19 protein-coding genes and 1 pseudogene are annotated in these 20859 nt (G+C 67.0%); 9 read left to right on the top strand and 11 right to left on the bottom strand.

The window, feature by feature from the left end; all coding sequences use genetic code 11:
* Positions 1-90 precede the first annotated feature (90 nt).
* The 4 genes from MF610_RS00950 (at position 91) to MF610_RS00935 (ending at position 4577) form a co-directional block, all read left to right on the top strand.
* A complete protein-coding gene (locus MF610_RS00950; RefSeq protein WP_242192248.1) occupies positions 91-2760 on the top strand; it encodes a TonB-dependent receptor in 2670 nt (889 codons plus the stop codon).
* A 158-nt stretch (positions 2761-2918) separates the two neighbouring features.
* Positions 2919-3191 (top strand): SWIB/MDM2 domain-containing protein, encoded by a 273-nt coding sequence (locus MF610_RS00945; protein ID WP_055761337.1) that lies wholly within the window; start codon positions 2919-2921, stop codon positions 3189-3191.
* A 211-nt stretch (positions 3192-3402) separates the two neighbouring features.
* A complete protein-coding gene (locus MF610_RS00940; protein ID WP_242192247.1) occupies positions 3403-3849 on the top strand; it encodes a hypothetical protein in 447 nt (148 codons plus the stop codon).
* Between the two features lie 35 nt (positions 3850-3884).
* The gene (locus tag MF610_RS00935) at positions 3885-4577 is read left to right on the top strand and encodes a TorF family putative porin (RefSeq protein WP_242192246.1); all 693 of its coding nucleotides are present in this window, start codon (positions 3885-3887) and stop codon (positions 4575-4577) included.
* Positions 4578-4899: 322 nt separating this feature from the next.
* Here the strand turns inward: MF610_RS00935 and leuA are convergent, their stop codons facing one another.
* Positions 4900-6576 (bottom strand): 2-isopropylmalate synthase, encoded by a 1677-nt coding sequence (gene leuA / locus MF610_RS00930; protein ID WP_242192245.1) that lies wholly within the window; start codon positions 6574-6576, stop codon positions 4900-4902.
* A gap of 257 nt (positions 6577-6833) precedes the next feature.
* Here leuA and MF610_RS00925 point away from each other — a divergent pair, with 257 nt between their 5' ends.
* Positions 6834-7217 (top strand): BLUF domain-containing protein, encoded by a 384-nt coding sequence (locus MF610_RS00925; RefSeq protein ID WP_242192244.1) that lies wholly within the window; start codon positions 6834-6836, stop codon positions 7215-7217.
* A 19-nt stretch (positions 7218-7236) separates the two neighbouring features.
* Here MF610_RS00925 and MF610_RS00920 read toward each other — a convergent pair whose 3' ends face one another.
* The 5 genes and pseudogenes from MF610_RS00920 to miaA all read right to left on the bottom strand — a co-directional run bounded on the left by MF610_RS00920 (position 7237) and on the right by miaA (position 12615).
* The gene (locus MF610_RS00920) at positions 7237-7842 is read right to left on the bottom strand and encodes a YceI family protein (protein ID WP_242192243.1); all 606 of its coding nucleotides are present in this window, start codon (positions 7840-7842) and stop codon (positions 7237-7239) included.
* A 270-nt stretch (positions 7843-8112) separates the two neighbouring features.
* A pseudogene (gene ilvC / locus MF610_RS00915) lies at positions 8113-9165 on the bottom strand (ketol-acid reductoisomerase); the annotation flags it as partial.
* A gap of 24 nt (positions 9166-9189) precedes the next feature.
* Positions 9190-9705, bottom strand: coding sequence for an acetolactate synthase small subunit (gene ilvN, locus MF610_RS00910; RefSeq protein WP_242192241.1), 516 nt, complete (start codon positions 9703-9705; stop codon positions 9190-9192).
* A gap of 147 nt (positions 9706-9852) precedes the next feature.
* Positions 9853-11598, bottom strand: coding sequence for an acetolactate synthase 3 large subunit (locus MF610_RS00905; protein WP_242192240.1), 1746 nt, complete (start codon positions 11596-11598; stop codon positions 9853-9855).
* A gap of 81 nt (positions 11599-11679) precedes the next feature.
* Positions 11680-12615 (bottom strand): tRNA (adenosine(37)-N6)-dimethylallyltransferase MiaA, encoded by a 936-nt coding sequence (miaA, locus tag MF610_RS00900; protein WP_242193531.1) that lies wholly within the window; start codon positions 12613-12615, stop codon positions 11680-11682.
* Here miaA and serB point away from each other — a divergent pair.
* Positions 12614-13495 (top strand): phosphoserine phosphatase SerB, encoded by an 882-nt coding sequence (gene serB, locus MF610_RS00895; protein WP_242192239.1) that lies wholly within the window; start codon positions 12614-12616, stop codon positions 13493-13495. The genes miaA and serB overlap by 2 nt on opposite strands.
* A 5-nt stretch (positions 13496-13500) precedes the next feature.
* Here the strand turns inward: serB and MF610_RS00890 are convergent, their stop codons facing one another.
* Complete coding sequence (locus MF610_RS00890; RefSeq protein ID WP_242192238.1) at positions 13501-14439, bottom strand: SPOR domain-containing protein; 939 nt, start codon at positions 14437-14439, stop codon at positions 13501-13503.
* A gap of 155 nt (positions 14440-14594) precedes the next feature.
* On the opposite strand from MF610_RS00890, the gene MF610_RS00885 reads away from it, so the two are divergent.
* From MF610_RS00885 to MF610_RS00875, 3 genes are read left to right on the top strand one after another with little or no spacing between them, the layout of a single operon-like run.
* Positions 14595-15302: an AAA family ATPase gene (locus tag MF610_RS00885; RefSeq protein ID WP_242192237.1), complete on the top strand. Its 708-nt coding sequence runs from the start codon at positions 14595-14597 to the stop codon at positions 15300-15302.
* A gap of 4 nt (positions 15303-15306) precedes the next feature.
* The gene (locus MF610_RS00880) at positions 15307-15693 is read left to right on the top strand and encodes a hypothetical protein (RefSeq protein WP_242192236.1); all 387 of its coding nucleotides are present in this window, start codon (positions 15307-15309) and stop codon (positions 15691-15693) included.
* On the top strand, positions 15690-16976 hold the full coding sequence (locus MF610_RS00875; protein WP_242192235.1) for an SPOR domain-containing protein: 1287 nt from the start codon (positions 15690-15692) through the stop codon (positions 16974-16976). The genes MF610_RS00880 and MF610_RS00875 overlap by 4 nt, the downstream gene beginning before the upstream one ends.
* A 42-nt stretch (positions 16977-17018) precedes the next feature.
* On the opposite strand, the gene MF610_RS00870 is transcribed toward MF610_RS00875, so the two are convergent.
* Genes MF610_RS00870 through MF610_RS00855 form a run of 4 tightly spaced genes read right to left on the bottom strand, consistent with a single transcriptional unit; the run spans position 17019 to position 20824 of the window.
* Entirely contained in the window at positions 17019-18221 is a 1203-nt protein-coding gene (locus MF610_RS00870) for a dihydroorotase (protein ID WP_242192234.1), read from the bottom strand.
* Positions 18218-19207 carry an aspartate carbamoyltransferase catalytic subunit gene (locus MF610_RS00865; protein WP_242192233.1) on the bottom strand — a complete coding sequence of 330 codons (990 nt, stop codon included), beginning with the start codon at positions 19205-19207 and terminating at the stop codon, positions 18218-18220. Before MF610_RS00865 ends, MF610_RS00870 begins: the two co-directional genes overlap by 4 nt.
* A gap of 40 nt (positions 19208-19247) precedes the next feature.
* Positions 19248-19718: a Holliday junction resolvase RuvX gene (ruvX, locus tag MF610_RS00860; RefSeq protein ID WP_242192232.1), complete on the bottom strand. Its 471-nt coding sequence runs from the start codon at positions 19716-19718 to the stop codon at positions 19248-19250.
* Positions 19715-20824 (bottom strand): DUF3089 domain-containing protein, encoded by a 1110-nt coding sequence (locus tag MF610_RS00855; RefSeq protein WP_242192231.1) that lies wholly within the window; start codon positions 20822-20824, stop codon positions 19715-19717. Before MF610_RS00855 ends, ruvX begins: the two co-directional genes overlap by 4 nt.
* Between the last annotated feature and the right edge of the window lie 35 nt (positions 20825-20859).

Below are 20859 nucleotides of genomic sequence, written 5' to 3'. Positions count from 1 at the left end.
AGGTTGCCCGTTGACGCGGGATAGATGCTTCGTCACCAAATGCAACCTGCATAGCCGGACGATATCGGCAGCTGACGAAGAGGGGATGCCATGACGAAGTTCCACCTGCTGGCGGCCACAGCCCTGTCGATGGTCGCGGGCGCCGTCCCGACGCTCGCGCAAACCACGCCGACGACTCCGGCGCCTGTAACGCCCACTGCGGCGGGCGCAGTGCAGGCGGACGGCGCGCAGACGATCGACGAGGATTGGGGCAACGAGATCATCGTTACCGCCAACCGCCGTGCCGAACCGATCCAGGACGTGCCGGTCGCGGTGACCGCGGTGAACGCGCAGCTGCTCGACGATGCCGGCGTGCGCGATATCCGCGGCCTCGAACAGCTGGCCCCGTCGCTCCAGACCACGACTGGCCAGTCGTCGGCGACCGCCACCTCGCTGTCGATTCGCGGCGTCGGCACCGCGGGCGACAATCCCGGCTTCGAACCCGCCGTCGGCGTGTTCATCGACGGCGTGTTCCGCTCGCGCGCCGGCATTGCCATCGCCGAACTGCCCGAAGTGGAGCGCGTCGAAGTGCTGCGCGGACCGCAGGGCACGCTGTTCGGCCGCAATACCTCGGCCGGCGCGCTGTCGGTCACGACCGCGCTGCCGAAGTTCGATCTGGGCGGCTATGTCGAGGGCGAATACGGCAATTTCAACGCGTACGAGCTGAAGGGCGCGCTGACCGGGCCGGTGTCCGAACAGCTCGCGCTGCGCGTCGACGGCGGCTATCGCAAGCGCGACGGCTATATCGAGGACGTCAATTCCGACCGCGCGTTCAACGACATCAACCGCTGGTACGTCCGCGGCCAGGCGCTGTACGACACCTCGGCCTTCAGCTTCCGCCTGATCGGCGATTACTACAAGACCGACGAGCAGTGCTGCGGCGTGGTCAGCGGCACGCGGGGCGCCACCGCCCCGGCGATCCAGGCGATCGCGGCACAGCAGGGTCGCACCGGCATCTATACCGGCCCGCCCTCCGACCGGCGCATGGCCGCGTCGCCCAACCGCGACTATCTGGAAGCGGTGCGCGACTGGGGCGTGTCGGGCGAGATGAACGTCGATATCGGCGACATGAAGCTGACCTCGATCAGCGCTTATCGCGACTTCCGCGTGCTGCGGAACCAGGACATCGACTATTCGGGGATCGATCGCGCGTATCGCGAGGGCTACAAATCGTCGCTGCGCGACATCACGCAGGAACTGCGACTGCAGGGGCAGCTGTTCGACGGCAAGCTCGATTTCCTCGTCGGCGGCTTCTACCTGAACGAAAAGCTCAAGCTGCGCGACACCGTGCGCCTGGGCAACGACGCCAATCGCTATGTCGACACGCTGCTGGCAGGCGTGCTGGGCGCGCCGCCGTCGGCGGGCGGCATCGGGCGGGCGGCGCAATTCTACGGCAGCTTCAACGTGCCGACCTTTACCCAGCTGGTGACGTCGCTGCGCGGCGGTGCGGCGCTGCCGACCGGCACGGTGCCGTTGTTCGGGCAGCTGCTCTATGCGCAGAGCCCGCAGCTGCAGGCGGCAGCCCCGCCGGGATCGGCGCTGTTCAACTATCTGAACACCCCGCTGACCCCGAACGTCGCCGGACAGGGCAACAACAACGACGATTTCCAGGTCGATACCAACGCCTTCGCGCTGTTCACCCACAACATCATCAACGTGACCGACCAGCTGTCGGTGACCTTGGGCCTGCGTTACAATTACGAACGCAAGGAACTGGCCGCGTCGATCAACAGCAACCCGGCGGGGTGCGGCTTCTTCCTCGGCAACGACCCGCGCGCGGTCACCTATCGCAACCTGATCCGCACCGCGAGCCCGGCGCTGTTCCAGAACCTGTTCCTGCTCAGCTGCAATCCCGCAGTGTCGAGCGAGTTCAACGGCAATTACACCCATGACCGCTCGGAAAGCCGCCTGACCGGCACCGCCAAGCTCGCCTACAAGTTCACCCCCGATATCCTCGGCTATGCCAGCTATGACCGCGGGTTCAAATCGGGCGGCTACAATCTCGACCAGGCGAGCTTCGACACCCGCGTGCTGGGTGGCGACGGCGCGCAGGCGACCGATCTGGAATTCGGCGCCGAGACGGTCGACAGCTACGAACTGGGCCTGAAGACCAGCTTCACGCGCAAATTCTCGTTCAACGCCGCGCTGTTCTACCAGAAGTTCAAGGGGCTCCAGTCGTTGATCTTCGCGGGCAACAGCTTCGTCGTGCAGAACGTGCCGAAGTCGACCGCCAAGGGGATCGAGCTCGAATCGCTGGTCCAGCCGATCCGCGAGCTGAGCTTCCGCTTCGGCTACACGCTGCTCGACGCATCGTACGACGCCGACAACGACTTCACCGGCACCCCGCTGCAGAACCAGAACGGGCGCCAGTTCCTGAACCAGCCACGCAACGTGTTCACCGTCGCGGCGACGTGGTCGCCGAAGCTGACCGGCGACCTGAACGCGCTGTTCCATGTCGACATGCGTTACAACAGCGACGTGTCGATCGTCCGCGATGGCACCGGCACGACGACCGTGGGCAACGACGGCTATCCGCTGCTCAATGGCAAGATCGGCGTGGCGACCGACGATCGCAGCAAGCAGCTGGAATTCTTCGTCGAGAATATCACCAACCAATATTACAACATTTCGGGCTTCGCGATCCCCGAGCAGACCGGCACCTATGGCGTGTATCCCGCCATGCCGCGCTTCTACGGGGTACGTGCCCGGTTCGGGTTCTGATCCCGAAATTCGGACGAAAGGCTGGTGAACGGGGGAATTTCGTGGAATCCTTGGTGCGGTTTGTCGCTTTTCCCCCGCGACAAGCGCATTGGAACCTTGCATAACCGTCGGCCTGCCGTGCCTACGGTGCGGCCCTCAGGGGGATTAGGAGGAATAATATGGCCAAGGAAACCACGACGACCGGCGGCGCCCGGGGCGGAATCGCGAAGCCGGTGACGCCGTCGGCCGATCTGGCGAAGATCACCGGGTCGGACCCGCTGCCCCGTAGCGAAGTCGTCAGCAAGATGTGGGAATACATCAAGAAGCACGACCTGCAGAACCCGAAGGACAAGCGCGAAATTCTGGCGGACGAAACGCTGGAAAAGCTGTTCGGCAAGAAGTCGTGCTCGATGTTCGAAATGAACAAGCTGCTGAGCGCGCACATGAAGTGACCCCTTCGCGCCGCGCGTGCGGCGCGACCGGTTCGTGACGACGCCGCCTGGGGCAACCCGGGCGGCGTTTTCGCTTTCGTGACAAAGCGTTGCTTGCCCGATTTTAAGAAACGTCTCCCGCAACCGATCCGTTATGTACGGATCGGACAAACGTCCGAACCGGTTACCGGCCGACAAAGGCCGGGGCCATCCGCAGGAACAGGAGACGGACATGATGATCGGGTTGGCCGGAATGGTGATGGCGATGGCGTCGGCTGCGCCGCAGGCCGGCATGGTGCACAGCGTTCGCATCGACCACGCCACCGGTGCGGTGCAATCGGACTATAACGCCGACGTGCAGGTGACCTATCGTCAGGTCGGCACGGTCGGAGCAGGCGGGCGCCCCTCGACGCTGCGCTGTATGTGGCACGCGGGTCTGGTGGTCGACCGGCAGGCGCGCCACGCATCGGGATCGACACTGGTGCGGTCGTTCGCGCATGACAATGTCGTCGAGGGCAGCCGGCCGGGCTGGTGCAGCGCGCAACAGACCGCGATCGCCCGCGAAGTCGCGGCGCGGACGCCCGAATTGCAGGCACGGCTGGTGCAACTGGCGCAGGAGGACCATGGGGTACTCCACACCGAAATCGACCGGATGCAGGAAAATAGACAGGCAGGATGATAGGACGGATAGTTTTCGGTGCGATATCGCTGTTGGTGACGACGGCGGCACAGGCACAGTCGTTGCCGACGGTCGGGGTCGAGGCGACCATCGACGAACGGCGCCGCGGGTTGAGCTGGAGCGAGGGGCGGGCGTCGGTTTCGGGCGATGCGGCGCTGACGCTGGGCGTGATCGAGATCGATGCGCGCGTCGCGGCGCTGCGCGACTCGGTGCGGCATGATGGGGCGGGGGCGGTAGCCGATCTGGGCGCGGCGATCGTCACCGATGCCGGGTCGGTGCAGTTGCGCGGTCGGGCGATCGGGCATGTGTTCGCCGGCGCGGCGCGCGGCATGGACTATGCCGAGTTCGGCGGCGATGCGCGCTATTCGCTGGGGCCGGTCGAACTGACCGCAGGTGCGCTCTACGCCCCGCCGCAGCGCGCGATCGGCGGCAGCAACCTGTATCTGTCGGCGCAGGCGGTTGCAGGGATTCCGGCGACGCCGTTCACGCTGGTCGGCGGCGTCGGGCGTTCATCGGGCGCAGTCGACGATGCCGCGCGGGCCGACCGGCTGCGGCCCGGCGGGACCTATACCGACTGGCGCCTCGGCGTCGAGCATACCACCGGGCCGCTGACGCTGGCGCTGGATTATGTCGGGACCGATCTGAACGACGACCGGGCAGTCAGCGCGATCGGCGATCGGCGGCATAGCGGGGACCGCATTTTGGGTAGGGTGCGATTCGCGTTTTGACGCGGTGAGGGATCCAGAGCCCGGAACGCCGCCGCTGTGTTTCGCAACCCTGGATCCCCGCCTGCGCGGGGATACGGTTCTTGGCGAGGCTGATTCTGTCAACACCTACACGTCACCCCAGCGAAGGCTGGGGTCTCTTCGATTTAGCGGTGCGCCCGCCATGGGGGGACTCCGGCCTGCGCTGGGGTGACGTTCTCGGTCAGAGTCACAATCCAACTGCGACTGTTCACCCTCACCCTTCGCCGCCTTCGGCGTCTTTCCCTCTCCCGGCGGGAGAGGGAGGGAGGCGCATAGCGCCGGAAAGGTGAAGGTGACCTTACGCCTACCCCCGCGTCGTCGCGTTCGCTGCGCTCAGCGCCGCCCGCACCGTGGCGGTCGCGACGTCGCCATCAATCCCCACCCCGAACACCCGCCGGCCATCGGGCAGGCTGCATTCGAGATACGCGGCGGCCTGCGCATCGGCGCCATGGCCGATCGCATGCTCGCTATAGTCGACCACATCCATGTCGATCCCGCCCTCGTCGCGCAGCGCGGCGAGCAGGCCCGACAGCAACCCGTTGCCCTTGCCCGAAATCGAACGCTCTTCGCCGTCCAGCCGCAGGCGCCCGACGAAGGTGCGCGGCGGACCGCCGCCCGGTGCATGCGTCTCGGCATAGTCGATCAGCGCATAGCGATCGCTGCCCTGCGGCAGATACGCATCGTGGAACGCGGACCAGATGTCGGCGGCGTTGAGTTCGCGGCCCAGCCGGTCGGCCATCGCCTGCACATGGCGGCTGAGATCGGCCTGCAACCGCTTGGGCAGCTTCAGCCCCTTGTCCTGTTCCAGCACCCACGCGACGCCGCCCTTGCCCGACTGCGAATTGACGCGGATCACCGCTTCGTAACTGCGGCCAAGGTCGGCGGGGTCGATCGGCAGATAGGGGACTTCCCACAGTCCGTCGTTGCGTACCGCCTGTGCGGCCATGCCCTTCTTGATCGCGTCCTGATGGCTCCCCGAAAAGGCGGTGAACACCAAGTCGCCGGCATAGGGGGTGCGCGGATGCACCGGCAGCGCGGTGCAATAGTTCACCGTGTTCACGACCCCGTCGATGTCCGACAGGTCGAGCTGCGGATCGACGCCCTGCGTGTAGAGGTTGAGTGCGACGGTCACGAGGTCGCAATTGCCGGTGCGCTCGCCGTTGCCGAGCAGGCAACCCTCGACCCGGTCGGCCCCCGCCATCAATCCCAGCTCAGCGGCGGCGACGCCGGTGCCGCGGTCGTTATGGGTGTGCAGCGAGATGACGACGCTGTCGCGGTTCGGCACGTTGCGGCAGAACCATTCGATCTGGTCGGCATAGACGTTGGGCGTCGCCGCCTCGACCGTGGCGGGCAGGTTCAGGATCAACGGCTTGTCGGGCGTAGGGCGCAACACGTCCATCACCGCCGCGCAGACCTCGACCGAGAAATCGAGTTCGGCGGTCGAGAAGGTTTCCGGGCTGTATTCGAACCGCCAGTCGGTGTTCGGGCGCTTGGCCGCTTCGTCGCGCAACACCTTGGCACCGGCCACGGCGATATCGCGGACTTCGTGGCGTTCCATACCGAACACGATGCGCCGCCATGCCGGGCTGACCGCGTTGTAGAGGTGGACGATCGCCTGTTTCGCGCCGTCGAGGCTTTCGAAGCTACGTTCGATCAGGTCGCGGCGCGACTGGGTCAGCACCTGCACCCACACGTCGTCGGGGATGCGATCGTCGCGGACCAGGCTGGAAATGAAGTCGAACTCGGTCGCGCCGGCCGACGGAAAGCCGACCTCGATCTCCTTCAACCCGACCTTGACCAGCAGGTCGAAGAAGCGGTTCTTCTTCTCCGCACCCATCGGATCGATCAGCGCCTGGTTGCCGTCGCGCAGGTCGGTCGACAGCCAGCGTGGCGCGTGCGTGATCGTGCGCGACGGCCATTGCCGGTCGGGCAGATCGACGGTCGGGAAGGGGCGGTATTTGGTCGAAGGATCGCGCAGCATGTCGTCTCTAGCCTGTATGGGGCGCTACCAGAGCGCCGGTATCTGCCGAAAAGGTTCGATACTCCCTCAGGACCAGCGCACGCGCGTGCGATCCGGCCCTAAGGGCGGCTAAGTCGTAGAATGCGGGCGTTCGCGCAGACCATGGCGCGTGTGTGGGGAAAACCGGGGTTAAAGTCCAGCACCGATAGCGATGATACCGATTGGTAATAAAGTTCGACCTACAGCCAAGGACTTAGCAAGAATTGGACGGGGTCGTGATGTTGCAGTTGATCTATGTGAGCACCGCGCGAGCCGGGGCGACGATCGATCTGGGCCAAATCCTCGCCTGCTCCGAGCGCAACAACCGCCGGGATGGCATCACCGGCCTGCTCCATCATCGTGGCCGGCGGTTCCTGCAGGCGCTGGAAGGCGAAGCGGCAATGGTCGAGGCGACCTATGCCCGCATCGCCGCCGATCCGCGGCATTTCGCGATGGTCGTGCTGTCGCGGCGCGAGGTCGCGGCGCGCGAATTCGGTGACTGGGCGATGGCGGCGGACGACGGCAGCGGCGGCGTGGTCGTACAGGTCGCGACGCTGGTCGAAGGTGCCGCCCCCAATGTGCGCGCCACCTTCGAAGGGTTTGCGGCGATGCGCGCGGCCTGAACCGCGCGCATCTGCCGGATCACGCCGCGACGAAGGCGGCGTTGATCGTCAGGTCGACCTTGTCCGACACGACCGGCGCGGCCATGCCGAGGCCGAACTCGCTGCGGTTGATCGATCCCGTCGCGGTGAAGCCGACATTCTTCTTCTTGTTCATCGGGTTCTCGCCTGCGCCCATGAAGCGCACGGTCAGCTGCACCGGCTTCGTCTGGCCCTTGATCGTCAGGTTGCCGTTCATCATCCAGTGATCGCCCATCGGCTGGATGCGGGTCGACACGAACTTCGCGGTAGGGTTGTTGGCGACGTCGAAGAAATCCTTCGACTTCAGATGCTCGGCGAATTGCGGGCTGGTCACGGTCAGCGACTTGGCGATGTCGAAATCGATCGCGACCTTGCTGGCGGCCGGGTTCTTCGGATCGATCGTGGCGGTGCCGCCGGTCGCGCCGAACAGGCCGTCGAGCATCGAGAAGCCCATGTGGTTCACCCGCCAGTGGACCTGGGTATGGGCGGTATCGACGGTGTAGGTGCCGGCGGTGACGCGGGCCTTGTCGGGCGCACCGGGCAACTGGGCGACGGTGGGGGCGGCGACCGCGAACAGGGCGGCGGCGAGGATCAGGGGCGTGCGCATTGGTGGCTCTCCGGTTGAGGCGAAGTCTCGATACCGCCGTTGTCGGAGGTGCCGTGCTTCGGGTCAAATACCGGATGCGAAACGATCGGTTTCGGTTTCGGTGCCGTGGCGCGCGCGGGAGGGTACGTTTGCAACCTTCGTCATTCCCGCCTTCGCGGGAATGACGGGTGGGTGTTGGGGGCCGCCCGCCCGTCGGTCGCGGCAAAGCCGCGCCCTATGGGCGGGCTTTGTCGCGCCGGCCGGTTGGCCGCCAAGTGCGAACTAACTCCGTTAGTTCTTGGCCTTGTCGACCAACTTATTCGCCCCGATCCACGGCATCATCGCGCGCAGCTCGGCACCGGTCTTCTCGATCGGATGCGCCGCCGCCTGCTTGCGCGCCGCCTTCAGCTCGGGCTGGCCAGCGCGGTTGTCGAGCACGAAGTTGCGGACGAAGCGGCCCGACTGGATGTCGGCCAGCACGCGCTTCATTTCCTTCTTCGTTTCGTCGGTGATGATCCGCGGGCCGGTGACGATATCGCCATATTCGGCGGTGTTCGAGATCGAATAGCGCATGTTGGCGATGCCGCCCTCATACAGCAGGTCGACGATCAGCTTGGTTTCGTGGAGGCATTCGAAATACGCCATTTCGGGGGCATAGCCCGCCTCGACCAGCGTTTCGAACCCGGCCTGGATCAGGTGGGTGACGCCGCCGCACAGCACGGCCTGCTCGCCGAACAGGTCGGTTTCGCATTCCTCGCGGAAGTTCGTTTCGATGATGCCCGAACGGCCACCGCCGACGCCGCTGGCATAGGCGAGCGCGATGTCGTGCGCGTTGCCGCTGGCATCCTGATGGATCGCGACGAGGCAGGGCACGCCGCCGCCCTTCACATATTCGCTGCGCACGGTGTGGCCGGGACCCTTGGGCGCGATCATGATGACGTCGACATCGGCGCGCGGCTCGATCAGGCCGAAATGGACGTTCAGCCCGTGCGCGAAGGCGAGCGCCGAACCCGGCTTCAGGTTCGCGTGAATGTCGTCGGCATAGATCGCCGCCTGATGCTCGTCGGGCGCCAGGATCATGAGGATGTCGGCCCACGCCGCAGCTTCGGCGTTCGGCAGGACCTTGAAGCCCGCGCCTTCGGCCTTGGCGGCGCTGGCCGAACCGGGGCGAAGGGCAATCGCGACGTTCTTGACGCCCGAATCGCGCAGGTTCTGCGCATGGGCATGGCCCTGCGAACCATAGCCGAGGATCGCGACCTTTTTGTCGCTGATAAGGTTCAGATCGGCATCGCGATCGTAATAGACACGCATGTGGGTTCCCTTTCGAAAATTGGCGCGACCGGCATGGGCGGCACGCGATGGATGGGTTCAGGCGGCCTCTCGTCCGCGGGCGATGGCGGCGATGCCGGTGCGAGCGACCTCGACCAACCCCACTTCGGCCATCAATTCGGTGAACTTGTCGATCTTTTCGATCGATCCCGTCACCTCGAACACGAAGCTCGATACCGTCGCATCGACGACGCGCGCGCGATAGACTTCGGCGAGGCGCAGCGCCTCGATCCGGTGCTCGCCGGTACCGACGACCTTGACCAAGGCCAGTTCGCGTTCGACATGCGCCCCCTGCACCGTCAGGTCGACGACCTTGTGCACGGGTACCAGCCGGTCTAGCTGGGCGATGATCTGGTCCATCACCGACGGCGACGCGCTGGTAACGATGGTGATCCGGCTGACCGCCTTGTCGAGCGTGAGTTCCGACACGGTCAGGCTTTCGATGTTGTAGCCGCGCCCGGAAAACAGCCCGGCGATGCGCGCCAGGATGCCGGGTTCGTTGTCGACGAGCACGGCCAGCGTGTGTCGTTCGGTCTGTTCGGTCTTGATGTGCATTCTGAAAATTCCTCCCCGGCACGGGGAGGGGGACCGCTCGCGCAGCGGGTGGTGGAGGGGGACCTCCACCGGCGATGCGCTAGGGGCGATCCCCCTCCACCGCTCTTCGAGCGGTCCCCCTCCCCGTGCCGGGGAGGAACTAAAAGGTTACACCAGCGCCTTGGCCTCGTCGTCCATTTCGCCCGAGACTTCGTTCGCCTGCAGGATCATGTCGGTATGCGCCGCGCCGCTCGGGATCATCGGGAAGCAGTTGGCGAGCTTTGCCACCATGCAGTCGACCATCACCGGTCCGTCATGATCGAGCATCGCCTGAATGCCGGTCTCCAGCTGGTCCGGCCCCTCGATGCGGATGCCTTTCCACCCGTATGCCTCGGCCAGCTTCACGAAATCGGGCAGCGAGTCCGAATAGCTGTTCGAATAGCGCGACGAATAGGTCAGCTCCTGCCACTGGCGGACCATGCCCATATATTCGTTGTTGAGGATGAACACCTTCACCGGCAGGCGATATTGCGTTGCCGTCGCCAGCTCCTGAATGTTCATCTGGATCGACGCTTCGCCGGCGATGTCGATGCACAGCGCCCCTGGATTGCCCAGCTGCGCGCCGATCGCGGCGGGCAGGCCATAGCCCATCGTGCCGAGACCGCCGCTGGTCAGCCACTTGTTCGGCGCCTCGAATCCGAAATGCTGCGCGGCCCACATCTGGTGCTGCCCGACCTCGGTAGAGACGATCGGCGCGCGATGCTTGGTCGCCTCGTACAGCGCGCGCACGGCGCGTTGCGGCATGATCTCGGTGCCGTTCTCGGGGAAGTCGAGGCAGCGCCGGGCGCGCCAGCCGTCGATCTTCGACCACCAGGCGGCAAGGTCGGGCCTGGGATGCTGGCGCGCCTTCCACACCCGCACCATGTCCTCTATCGCATGGCCCGCATCGGCGACGATGCCCAGGTCGACGCGAACGATCTTGTTCACGCTGGAGCGATCGATATCGATATGGACCTTGCGGCTGCGCGGGCTGAACGCGTCCAGCCGCCCGGTCACGCGATCGTCGAAGCGCGCGCCGATGGCGACGACCAGATCGGCCTCGTTCATCGCCATGTTCGCTTCATAGGTGCCGTGCATCCCCAGCATCCCCAGCCATTGCGGCGAGGACGCGGGAAGGGTGCCCAGACCCATCAGCGTCGAGGTAACCGGCGCGCCGGTGATCCGCGCCAGTTCGCGCAGCAGCTGCGATGCGCCCGGACCCGAATTGATGATGCCGCCGCCGGTATAGAGCACCGGCCGCTCGGCCGCGGCCAGCATGTCGACGGCTTGCTCGATTGCCGCGCGATCAGCCTTAACCTTGGGGCGATAAGTCTTGTGCTGGATCAGGCCAGGCTTGGTGTAGCGCGCCGTCGCAACCTGCACGTCCTTGGGGATATCGATCACAACCGGGCCGGGGCGGCCGGCGGTGGCGATATGGAACGCCTCGTGGATGACATGGCCGAGCTTGGCCGGGTCCTTCACCAGATAGTTGTGCTTGCAGCAATGACGCGTGATGCCGACGGTATCGGCCTCTTGAAACGCGTCGGTGCCGATCAGTGAGGTCGGCACCTGCCCGGTGATGACGACCATCGGGATCGAATCGAGCAGCGCGTCGGTGATGCCGGTAACGGCATTGGTCGCGCCCGGACCCGAAGTGACCAGCACGACCCCGGGCTTGCCGGTCGACCGGGCATAGCCCTCCGCCGCATGGGTCGCGGCCTGCTCGTGGCGGACGAGGATGTGCTTGATCCGGCTATGTTCGAACAGCGCGTCGTAGATCGGCAGCACCGCGCCACCGGGATAGCCGAATACGACTTCCACGCCGAGGTCGACGAGGGCCTCGACCAAAATGGCGGCTCCACTCTTCTCGGGCATGGGTACTCACTCCTCAATAATTCGCGGGCGCAATAGCACCGTTGAAGCGGCGTCGCTAGTCGCATGAAACATGCGTGTCAACTACCATTCACGTAATAAAGTGTCGAATCTACGAGATAGTACGCATGTTTCGGTTTCGCTGTTGCGAAGCCATTCGGACGGCGGCTGATTGCGAAACCAGGTATATTGCCGTTTTGCATATTGCCGCGTCGCGAAACGCGCCGCGGATAGCGCTTCGTCGCGGCTCCATTCGCCTCGTTGCCAGCGGCCTATCTCCGCCACGCCGATCGCGCGGCGCACCGGGGCATCGGGGGCGATGTCGTCGCGCGCGAGCAGCGCCGCGACCTCCTCGACCGCGCCGCCGTCGAACATCTGCGCAAGCCGGCGGTCGCAGCGCTCGGTCAGCCAGTTGCGGTCGGGCAGCAGGAGCATCGCGGCAAGGTCGATTCGATCGCCGATTCCGCCGGCCCGGTCGCGCTGCCAATCGGCCAGGGTCCGCCCGGTCGAGCGCACCACCTCCAGCGCTCGCGCGATCCGCGTCGTATCGGCCGGGTTCAACCGGGCGGCGGCGCTGGGGTCGAGCGCCCGGAGCAGCGCCACCGCCTGATCGAGCGGCATCGCGCGCACCTCCGCGCGGATATCGGCGTCGATCTCCGGCACCGGCGCGATGCCGTCGATCAGCGTGCGCAGATACAGGCCGGTGCCACCGACCAGCACCGGCAGCTTGTTCGCGGCATGCGCGGCGTCGATCGCGGCGGTCGCATCACGGGCCCAGGCGGCGGCAGAGTAGTTTTCCGCGCCGTCGACATGGCCGAACAGCCGGTGCGGTGCCTGTGCCTCCTCTTCCGCGGACGGACGGGCGGACAGGATGCGCAGGTCGCGATACACCTGCGCGCTGTCGGCGTTGACGACCACGCCGTCATGCGCTTGCGCGATCGCGGTCGCGAGCGCGGACTTGCCGCTGGCGGTCGGGCCTGCGATGAGCGCGACCCTCGGACGGTCAGGAGAATTCGCCATGTTCATCGCCACGCTGATAGCAGCCGAATCGATCGCCGCGGGTGATATTTCCGCGGCTGCCGACCGGCTCGACACGGCCGGCTGTCTGGTCGAGGGCTGGACGTGGATTGATGAGGGCCGCGCTGCAGACGTGCGGTTCGCGAGCGATCCTGCCGTAGCGCGCGTTGCGATCGAGGGCGCATTCGCCGGCACCGACGTCGCCGTACAGCCCGCCGCGAACCGAGAAAAGAAGCTGCTGGTCGCCGACATGGATTCGACGATGATCACTGTCGAATGCATCGACGAACTGGCCGATTATGCCGGGATCAAGCGGCAGATCGCCGAGGTCACCGAACGCGCGATGCGCGGTGAACTCGACTTCGCCTCGGCGCTCGATGCGCGGGTAGCGTTGCTGGAGGGGCTGGAGGAAAGCGCGATCCAGCGTTGCCTCGACGAACGCGTCAAGCTGATGCCCGGTGCGAAGACGCTGATCCAGACCATGCGCGCGCGGGGCGCGACCACCATCCTCGTCTCGGGCGGCTTCACCCGCTTCGCCGAGCCGGTTGGGCAGGAACTGGGCTTTCACCGGATGATCGCCAACCGCCTGCTGATCGAGGACGGCCGGCTGACCGGGAAGGTCCGCAAGCCGATCGTCGATGCGACTACCAAGGAAGTGACGCTGCTCGCCGCGATCGAGGAACTGAATATCGATCCGGCTGCGACGCTGGCGGTCGGCGACGGGGCGAACGACTTGCCGATGATCCGCCGCGCCGGGCTGGGCGTCGCCTATCATGCCAAGCCGATCGTCGCCGACGAAGCCGGCGTGCGGATCGACCATAATGACCTGACCGCCCTGCTCTATATCCAAGGGATCGCGCCCGCCGACTGGACGGCGGGCTGATCGCTTCAGCGCTTCATCGGCACGCAGGTCGTCGGGCGGATCGCGGCGCAGGCGCGGCTGGCCTCCGCGCTAGACGCGAACGGGCCGACCTGTAGCCGGGTGACGCCGCCGGCCTGTTCGTAATAGGGCTGGCGACCGGCTAACTTGCCGGCAACGCTGCCCCACAGCCGCCGTGCATTGCCGCCATCCTTGAATGCGCCGAGCTGCACCCGCCAGCCGCCGTCGCGCACCGGTGCCGGCTTGGCGACGGGGGCGGGCTTGGCAACGGGGGCGGGCTTGGCAACGGGCACGGCAGCCGGACGGGGTGTCGCTGTCGGCTTGGCGACGGGCGTCGCAACCGCGCGGGGCGTCGTCACGGGCGTAACGCTCGCCAGCGCCGGACGCCCGGCGTTACGCTCCAGGTCGCGCGCCATGGCCAGCGCCGCCTGCCGGTCGGGCAGGGGCACATAGCGATCCATCTCCGCCAGCGTCGCCGACGCCTGCGGCAACCCCGCCGACGACGCCCGCGTCATCAGCGCATAGGCGCGCCGCCAGTCCTTGGGCACGGCATCGCCGTTGAACAACATCGTCCCCAGCACGAACTGGCTCCGCGCCTCGCCCCGCTGCGACGATTTTTCCAGCCATTTGACCGCATCGGCGCGCTTGCCGTTCTGGAACAGGATCAGGCCGTAATTGTCCTCGGCCTGGCGATGCCCCTGCTGCGCGGCGCGGGCATACCATTGTTCCGCCTGCGCCATATCCATCGGCACGCCGCGGCCCAGCTTGTACGCCTGCCCCAGATTGAATTGCGCATCCGCATCCCCGGCAGCGGCCGGCTGCTGCCATTCCCGCACCGCCGTCGCCCAGTCGCCGCGTGCCCAGGCATCGACCCCGGCCTTCACATCCGCCATCGCCGCCGTCGACAGCATCGCCCCGGCCAGTGCCAGCCCAACCACAACGCGCATCGAATTCCCCTTTGCGTTCCAGACCTTCTTCCTATCAGCGGTTCACCATGTTCGGAAAGCCTTTCGGACGAGCAGTTCTCTGCAAGCCACGTTAACCGCTTCTTGACCCACCCCATGCCATGCCGTCCCGGAATTTACGGGGAGACGACGGCGCAATGCGCGTATTGGCGGTGGCATCGCAAAAGGGTGGTTCGGGCAAGACGACCTTGTCCGGGCATCTGGCCGTGCAGGCCGAACGCGCCGGTGCCGGCCCCGTCGTGATGGTCGATATCGATCCGCAGGGGTCGCTGGCCGACTGGTGGAATGCGCGGGTGACCGACGAGCCGGCCTTTGCCCAGACGATGGTCGCGCGGCTGGCCGCCGATCTGGAGACGTTGCGCGCGCACGGCTTCAAGCTGGCGGTGATCGATACCCCGCCCGCAATCACCATGGCGATTCAGAGCGTGATCGCCGTCGCCGAACTGATCGTCGTCCCGACCCGGCCGAGCCCGCACGATCTGCGCGCGGTCGGTGCCACGGTCGACCTGTGCGACCGCGCCGGCAAGCCGCTGGTGTTTGTGGTCAACGCCGCGACGCCCGGCGCCCGTATCACTACCGAAGCGACGATGGCGCTGTCGCAGCATGGCACCGTCGCACCGGTCATCGTCCACCACCGCGTCGATTTCGCGTCGTCGATGGTCGACGGCCGCACCGTCATGGAGATCGATCCGACCTCCAAATCGAGCGCTGAGATCGAGGGTCTATGGGCCTATATCCAGGATCGGCTGGAAAAGAATTTCCGCCGTACCGTCTTTGCCGTGCCGACGATGCCCGGCATCGCACGCGTTGCCGCCGGAGGCTTCGGCCGCCGGGGGCAGGGGTGAGCGCATGACGCCGCCGCGCACCCCCGCACAGATCGATCCGGGCCTGTTGGCGCGCAAGGGCGAGGCCCGCCCGGCGATGCGTCCGCACGGCACCGCGCCGGCCGATGACGGCGACGATCTGGGCTGGAACGACCTGGGCGATACGCGTCCGGCCGTGCTGCGCGACCGGGCCAAGCTGCAGGCGCTGCCGAATGCAACCTCAGACGAATCGATCCGGCTCGACCTCGACGCCGACCGGATGCTGCGGCTGCGGCTGGCGGCGACGGTGCGTAACATTTCGCCGGAAGCCTTCGTGCGCGACGCGCTCGACCGCTCCCTGCCTTCGACCTCCGACATCGCGGCGCTCGTTCAGCGCCTCGCCCCCGACGGGGCAGCAAAGGGCAAGCCATGAAGACGCATCTGCTGGTATCGATCGGCCTCGCCACGGCCATGCTGGGCGGTTCGCTCGCGCTGGTCGCCGGGGGCACGGTGGCGGTCGCTTCGTCGGAAAACGGCGCGGCGCGGAAATTCGCCGACAAGGCGATGCGGGCGCTGGCGAAGCGGCATCCGGAGCAGGCGGTGACCTTTGCCGAGCAGGCGGTGGCGTTGTCGCCGCGCGACGCGACCTACCGCGCGCTGCTCGGACGCATGTACCTCGCCGCCGGGCGCTTCGGCTCGGCGAGCCAGGCGTTCAGCGACGTGCTGGCCCTCGACCCGACCGATGCGAAGGCGGCGCTGAACCTCGCGCTGGCGCAGACCGCGACCGGTGAATGGGTCACGGCGCGCGAAACACTGACGGCCCATTCCGCACGCATTTCGCCAGCCGATCGCGGCCTCGCGCTGGCGCTGGCGGGCGATCCGGCGGGTGGCATCGCCCTGCTGAGCGAAGCGGCGCGCGATCCGGCGGCGACCGCGACGGTACGACAGAATCTGGCGTTGGCACTGGCGCTCGACGGGCGCTGGGTCGATGCGCGGACGGTCGCGTCGGTCGACATGGCACCGGCACAGGTCGACCAGCGGCTGACGGAATGGGCGGCGTTCGCCCGGCCCGAACATGCCGCGCAACAGGTCGCGGCGCTGCTGGGCGTCACGCCTGCGGCCGATCGCGGCCAGCCGGTGCAACTGGCGCTGGCCGCACCTACGGTGCCGGCCGCGCTGGCGCATGCCGCTCCGGTGCCGGAAGTCCCGGCAGCCGTCGTCGCCGTCGAACCGGTAAACGATACCCCGGTCGTACCCGCTGTGGCGCCCGTCCAACTGGCCGCTGCGGTACGTCCGGCCATCACCTTCGCACCGCGTCGCGAGATCGTGCAGTCGCTTCCCGACAGCTATATGCGCCAGACGCCGGTGCGCATGGCCGCACGTCCGCAACCGGCCGTTGCACCACAGGCCAAGGCACCGACCACCGGCACTTATTATGTGCAGCTCGGCGCGTTCGACAATGCCGCGGTCGCGCGCAACGCATGGCGCCGGATGAGCCGCAATGTCCCGCGCCTCGCCGCGCTGTCGCCGCAGGGCATGCAGACCAGCGTGCGCGGCGCGAGCTTCTATCGTCTGTCGGTCGGCGGGCTCGCCCGCTCCGAAGCCGGCACGCTGTGCGGCAGCGTGCGGGCGAAGGGCGATCGCTGCTTCGTGCGGACCCATGCCGGCGAACAGCTGGCAAGCTGGGCCCGTCCCGAGCGCCTCGCCGCGCGCTAACCCCTTTCCCGAGCCTCTCCCAGGAGGGGGCGGCGCGTTCCGTTACAGGAACGCGCCGCCCTTTATCACCCGCACCGCGCGGCCCTGTACCGGCAGACCGTCAAACGGCGTGTTCGCCGCCTTGCCCGCCAGCGCGTCGGCGCGAACCTGCCACGGCGCGTCCTGATCGATCACGATCAGGTCGGCTGGCGAACCAGCCGCCAGCGTGCCCGATTCGAGCCCGAGCAGCTTCGCCGGATTATGCGCCAGCAGCGCGAACAGCCGGTCCAGTCCGATCAGACCGTCGCGCACCAGCCCCAGTCCCATCGGCAGCAGCGTTTCCGCCCCCGCCATCCCCGGTTCCGAATCGGCGAAGGGCAGGCGCTTCGCCTCCGGTCCGCGCGGATCGTGACCCGAACACAGCACGTCGATCGTTCCGTCGGCCAGTGCGGCGCGTGCCGCCTGCCGGTCGCTCTCGCTGCGCAGGGGGGGCGAGAGATGGGCGAAGGTGCGGAAATCGCTCATCGCGATATCGGACAGGTACAGGTGGGCCGGGGTAATGCCACAGGTGACGCGGACCCCACGCCGCTTGGCGGCACGGACGAGGTCGAAACCGGCGGCGGTCGTCACCTGCCGGAAATGGAGCCGCGCGCCGGTTTCCTCGGCCAGCATCACATCGCGGGCGATCGCCAGCGCTTCGGCAATGGCAGGGGCGGCGGGCAGGCCGAGCCGCGTCGCCGTCTCGCCCGCCGTTGCCACCGCATCGCCGGCGAGGCCACCATCCTCGGCATGCGCGACGACGACGAGGTCGCAGTCACGGGCATAGGCCAGCACCTTGCGCATCACGCCGCTGTCGGCGATCCAGCGCCGGCCGGTCGCCACCGCCACCGCGCCCGCTTCGGCATTGATCGCCATTTCGGCGAGGTCGGTACCGCGCAACCCCTGAGTCGCCGCCGACAGCGGATGGATCCAGATATCGGGCTTGCCCATATGCGCCGCGCGCGCGACGATGCCGGGATCGTCGAGCACCGGGGCCTGGTCGGGCATCAATCCGACGCGCACGATCCCGCCCGCGCGGCATGCGACGGCATCGATGCCGAACACGCCCAGATCGACGATCGCAGGTGCCAGCAGCTTACCGGCAATATCGATTCGTTCGGTGCCGGAAGCGTCCGCCGCGATCCTGTCGCCGACCACTGCCAGATCGCCGCTGCGCACGCCGCCGGTCGGGCAGACCAGCGTGCCGCCGGTGAAGATGATGCTCATGCCCAGCCCTCCACGCCGCGGCTGCGCCGGGTCAGTACGTCGAGGCACGCCATGCGCACCGCCACGCCCATCTCGACCTGTTCGGTGATGGTCGATCGTTCGGGATCGTCGGCGACGTCGCTGGTGATTTCGATCCCGCGGTTCATCGGTCCCGGATGCATCACGATCGCGTGCGGTTCGGCCCGCTTCAGCCGCTCGCGCGTGAGGCCGTAGCGCAGGTGATATTCGCGGGTCGACGGGATGAAACCGCCGTTCATCCGCTCGTTCTGCAACCGCAGCATCATGACGACGTCGGCGCCTTCGAGCGCGGCATCGAAATCGGTGAAGGGGGTGACGCCCATCGATTCGACCGCCTGCGGCATCAACGTCGCAGGCGCGACGACCCGAACGTCGGCAGCCAGCGTCGTCAGCGCGAGAATGTTCGACCTTGCGACGCGGCTGTGCAGGATATCGCCGCAGATCACGACACGCTTGTGCGCGATCTCGCCCAGCCGGCGGCGGATGGTCAGTGCGTCGAGCAGCGCCTGCGTCGGATGTTCGTGCCAACCGTCGCCCGCGTTCAGCACCGGGCAATCGACCTTATCGGCGATCAGCTGCACCGCGCCCGACGATCCGTGACGGATGACGATCACGTCGGCGCGCATCGCATTCAACGTCACCGCCGTGTCGATCAGCGTTTCGCCCTTCTTCACGCTCGACTGGCCGGCATGCATGTTGACGACATCGGCGCCCAGCCGCTTTCCGGCGATTTCGAACGACAGCAGCGTTCGGGTGCTGTTCTCGAAAAAGGCGTTGATCTGAGTCACGCCGTCGAGGCGGTGGTCGCTGGGGCCGCGGCTGCGATTGGCGTCGATCCATTGTTCCGCCTCGTCGAGCAGGAACAGGATTTCATGGGGCTGCAACCCCTCGATCCCGGTCAGGTGCCGATGCGGAAAGACGGCGCCGCCATCGATCATGGCGGCGGGGCGGTGGTCGGAAATAGGCATCGAGGCGACCGGTTAGGCCGCGTCGCGTGCCGGCGCAAGGTCAGGCGAGTGGCACGTTGACCAGCGCGTCGATCGCGCCTTGCAGGATATAGGCGGCAGCGAGCTTGTCGACGCGCTCGGCACGCTTGGCGCGGCTGAGGTCTTCGGCGATCATCTGCCGCTCGACCGCGACCGTCGACCAGCGTTCGTCCCACAGGAAGATCGGCAGGCCGGTATCGTCGAGATTGCGGGCGAAGGCGCGGACCGACTGGGTCCGCGGCGAATCGGTGCCGTCCATGTTGAGCGGCAGGCCGACGACGATGCCGCGCACCGACTGCTGGCAGATCAGCGTGGTCAGCTGCGCCTTGTCGGCGGTGAACTTGGTTCGGTTGACCAGCACCGCCGGGCTGGCGAAGCTCCACCCGGCGTCGCACAGCGCCGTGCCGATCGTCTTGGTACCGACGTCCAGCCCGATCAGCCGCCCGCCTTCGGGCAGGGCGTCACGGAAGAGGGTACGGTCTTCGGTAATCATCGTTTTTCCCACGTCGCCAGCCGGCGCAGCGCGTCGGCGCGCACATTCGCCCAGAACATGCTGTAGTCGTACACATGCCAGTTGTTACCGGGCAGCACATAGGGGCCAAGGTCGGGCGGGCTGTCCCCGATCGACAGGAAGCCGCGCGGCCCGCAGCTTGCCGGGACGAGTGCCGGTGTCATCGTCGCGCTCTCCAGCGACTTGTCCGGGATCAGCGTGCCGGCATTGGCACTCGCTGGTGCCTGTGCGTCGGCGGTGCCGGTCAGCGGATTGGTGCAGACCATCGGCGTGCCGTTTCGCGGACGGCCGTCGAACCCGGTCGAGACGTCATATTGTTCGAGGATCAACGTCGGGTCGGCGGGATCGGCAAAGCTCTGCCACGACAGCAGGCAGCCGGCCTGATCGGCGGCGGCACATTCGGGCATGCCCAGCGCGGCAAGGTCGGTGGCCTTCGACACCGGCCAGCCGACGACATAGGCCGCGACGATCCGCCGGGCGAGCGGGGTGCCCGCAACCTTCTCGCGCAGCAGGCGCGTCAGGTGCAGCGCCCCCTGGCTGTGCCCGGCAAGGATGATCGGGCGTTTCGGATCAGCTTCGGCGAGGAACTGGTCGAACGCCGCCGCGACGTCGCGATAGGCGAGGTCGAGCGCCTGTTGCGCCGCCGCTTCGCCGGTCAGGAACGCACCGAACGTCGCCTGCCGATAGCGCGGTGCCCAGACCCGCCCGGCGGCACTGAACGCGCTCGCCTGTCCGCGCAGGAACACCTGCGCCCGGCCATTGGTCTCGCTGTCGTCGAGCGCCGCGTTCCAGCGGTCGGTGCCGACGAACGAGGTCGGATGGATGAAGAAGATTTCCGCGTTGCCCGGTTCGGTCCGCTCAACACCGGGCGGCAACCAGTCGACCGGCGTGTTGCTCAGCCCCGGCCGCGCGAACCACATCGCGCGGTCGGCATAGGCGTTGGCGGGCATCGCCGGCTCTGCCTTGAACGCCACGCTCGGCACCATCGCGCGCCGCAGCAGGTCGTTGCCGAACAACGAATAGACGAAGCCACCGACGAGCACGAGCACGATCAGCGTCGCCACCACATACAGGAATTTGCGCGCCAATCGGGTCTCCGTCGTTCTTTGCGGCTCTTGGTGGG

Source organism: Sphingomonas hankookensis, assembly GCF_022664465.1.
In the GTDB taxonomy this organism is placed as follows: Bacteria; Pseudomonadota; Alphaproteobacteria; order Sphingomonadales; family Sphingomonadaceae; genus Sphingomonas; species Sphingomonas hankookensis.
Note: the sequence above shows the minus strand (reverse complement) of the source record. Positions and strands in the feature narration are given on the sequence as shown.

Excerpts from the sequence above, each read along its gene's own strand:
- MF610_RS00950 (WP_242192248.1), top strand. The coding sequence starts at position 91 with ATGACGAAGTTCCACCTGCTGGCGGCCACAGCCCTGTCGATGGTCGCG.
- MF610_RS00945 (WP_055761337.1), top strand. The coding sequence starts at position 2,919 with ATGGCCAAGGAAACCACGACGACCGGCGGCGCCCGGGGCGGAATCGCG.
- MF610_RS00940 (WP_242192247.1), top strand. The coding sequence starts at position 3,403 with ATGATGATCGGGTTGGCCGGAATGGTGATGGCGATGGCGTCGGCTGCG.
- leuA (WP_242192245.1), bottom strand. The coding sequence starts at position 6,576 with ATGCTGCGCGATCCTTCGACCAAATACCGCCCCTTCCCGACCGTCGAT.
- MF610_RS00925 (WP_242192244.1), top strand. The coding sequence starts at position 6,834 with ATGTTGCAGTTGATCTATGTGAGCACCGCGCGAGCCGGGGCGACGATC.
- MF610_RS00920 (WP_242192243.1), bottom strand. The coding sequence starts at position 7,842 with ATGCGCACGCCCCTGATCCTCGCCGCCGCCCTGTTCGCGGTCGCCGCC.
- ilvN (WP_242192241.1), bottom strand. The coding sequence starts at position 9,705 with ATGCACATCAAGACCGAACAGACCGAACGACACACGCTGGCCGTGCTC.
- MF610_RS00905 (WP_242192240.1), bottom strand. The coding sequence starts at position 11,598 with ATGCCCGAGAAGAGTGGAGCCGCCATTTTGGTCGAGGCCCTCGTCGAC.
- serB (WP_242192239.1), top strand. The coding sequence starts at position 12,614 with ATGTTCATCGCCACGCTGATAGCAGCCGAATCGATCGCCGCGGGTGAT.
- miaA (WP_242193531.1), bottom strand. The coding sequence starts at position 12,615 with ATGGCGAATTCTCCTGACCGTCCGAGGGTCGCGCTCATCGCAGGCCCG.
- MF610_RS00890 (WP_242192238.1), bottom strand. The coding sequence starts at position 14,439 with ATGCGCGTTGTGGTTGGGCTGGCACTGGCCGGGGCGATGCTGTCGACG.
- MF610_RS00885 (WP_242192237.1), top strand. The coding sequence starts at position 14,595 with ATGCGCGTATTGGCGGTGGCATCGCAAAAGGGTGGTTCGGGCAAGACG.
- MF610_RS00880 (WP_242192236.1), top strand. The coding sequence starts at position 15,307 with ATGACGCCGCCGCGCACCCCCGCACAGATCGATCCGGGCCTGTTGGCG.
- MF610_RS00875 (WP_242192235.1), top strand. The coding sequence starts at position 15,690 with ATGAAGACGCATCTGCTGGTATCGATCGGCCTCGCCACGGCCATGCTG.
- MF610_RS00870 (WP_242192234.1), bottom strand. The coding sequence starts at position 18,221 with ATGAGCATCATCTTCACCGGCGGCACGCTGGTCTGCCCGACCGGCGGC.
- MF610_RS00865 (WP_242192233.1), bottom strand. The coding sequence starts at position 19,207 with ATGCCTATTTCCGACCACCGCCCCGCCGCCATGATCGATGGCGGCGCC.
- ruvX (WP_242192232.1), bottom strand. The coding sequence starts at position 19,718 with ATGATTACCGAAGACCGTACCCTCTTCCGTGACGCCCTGCCCGAAGGC.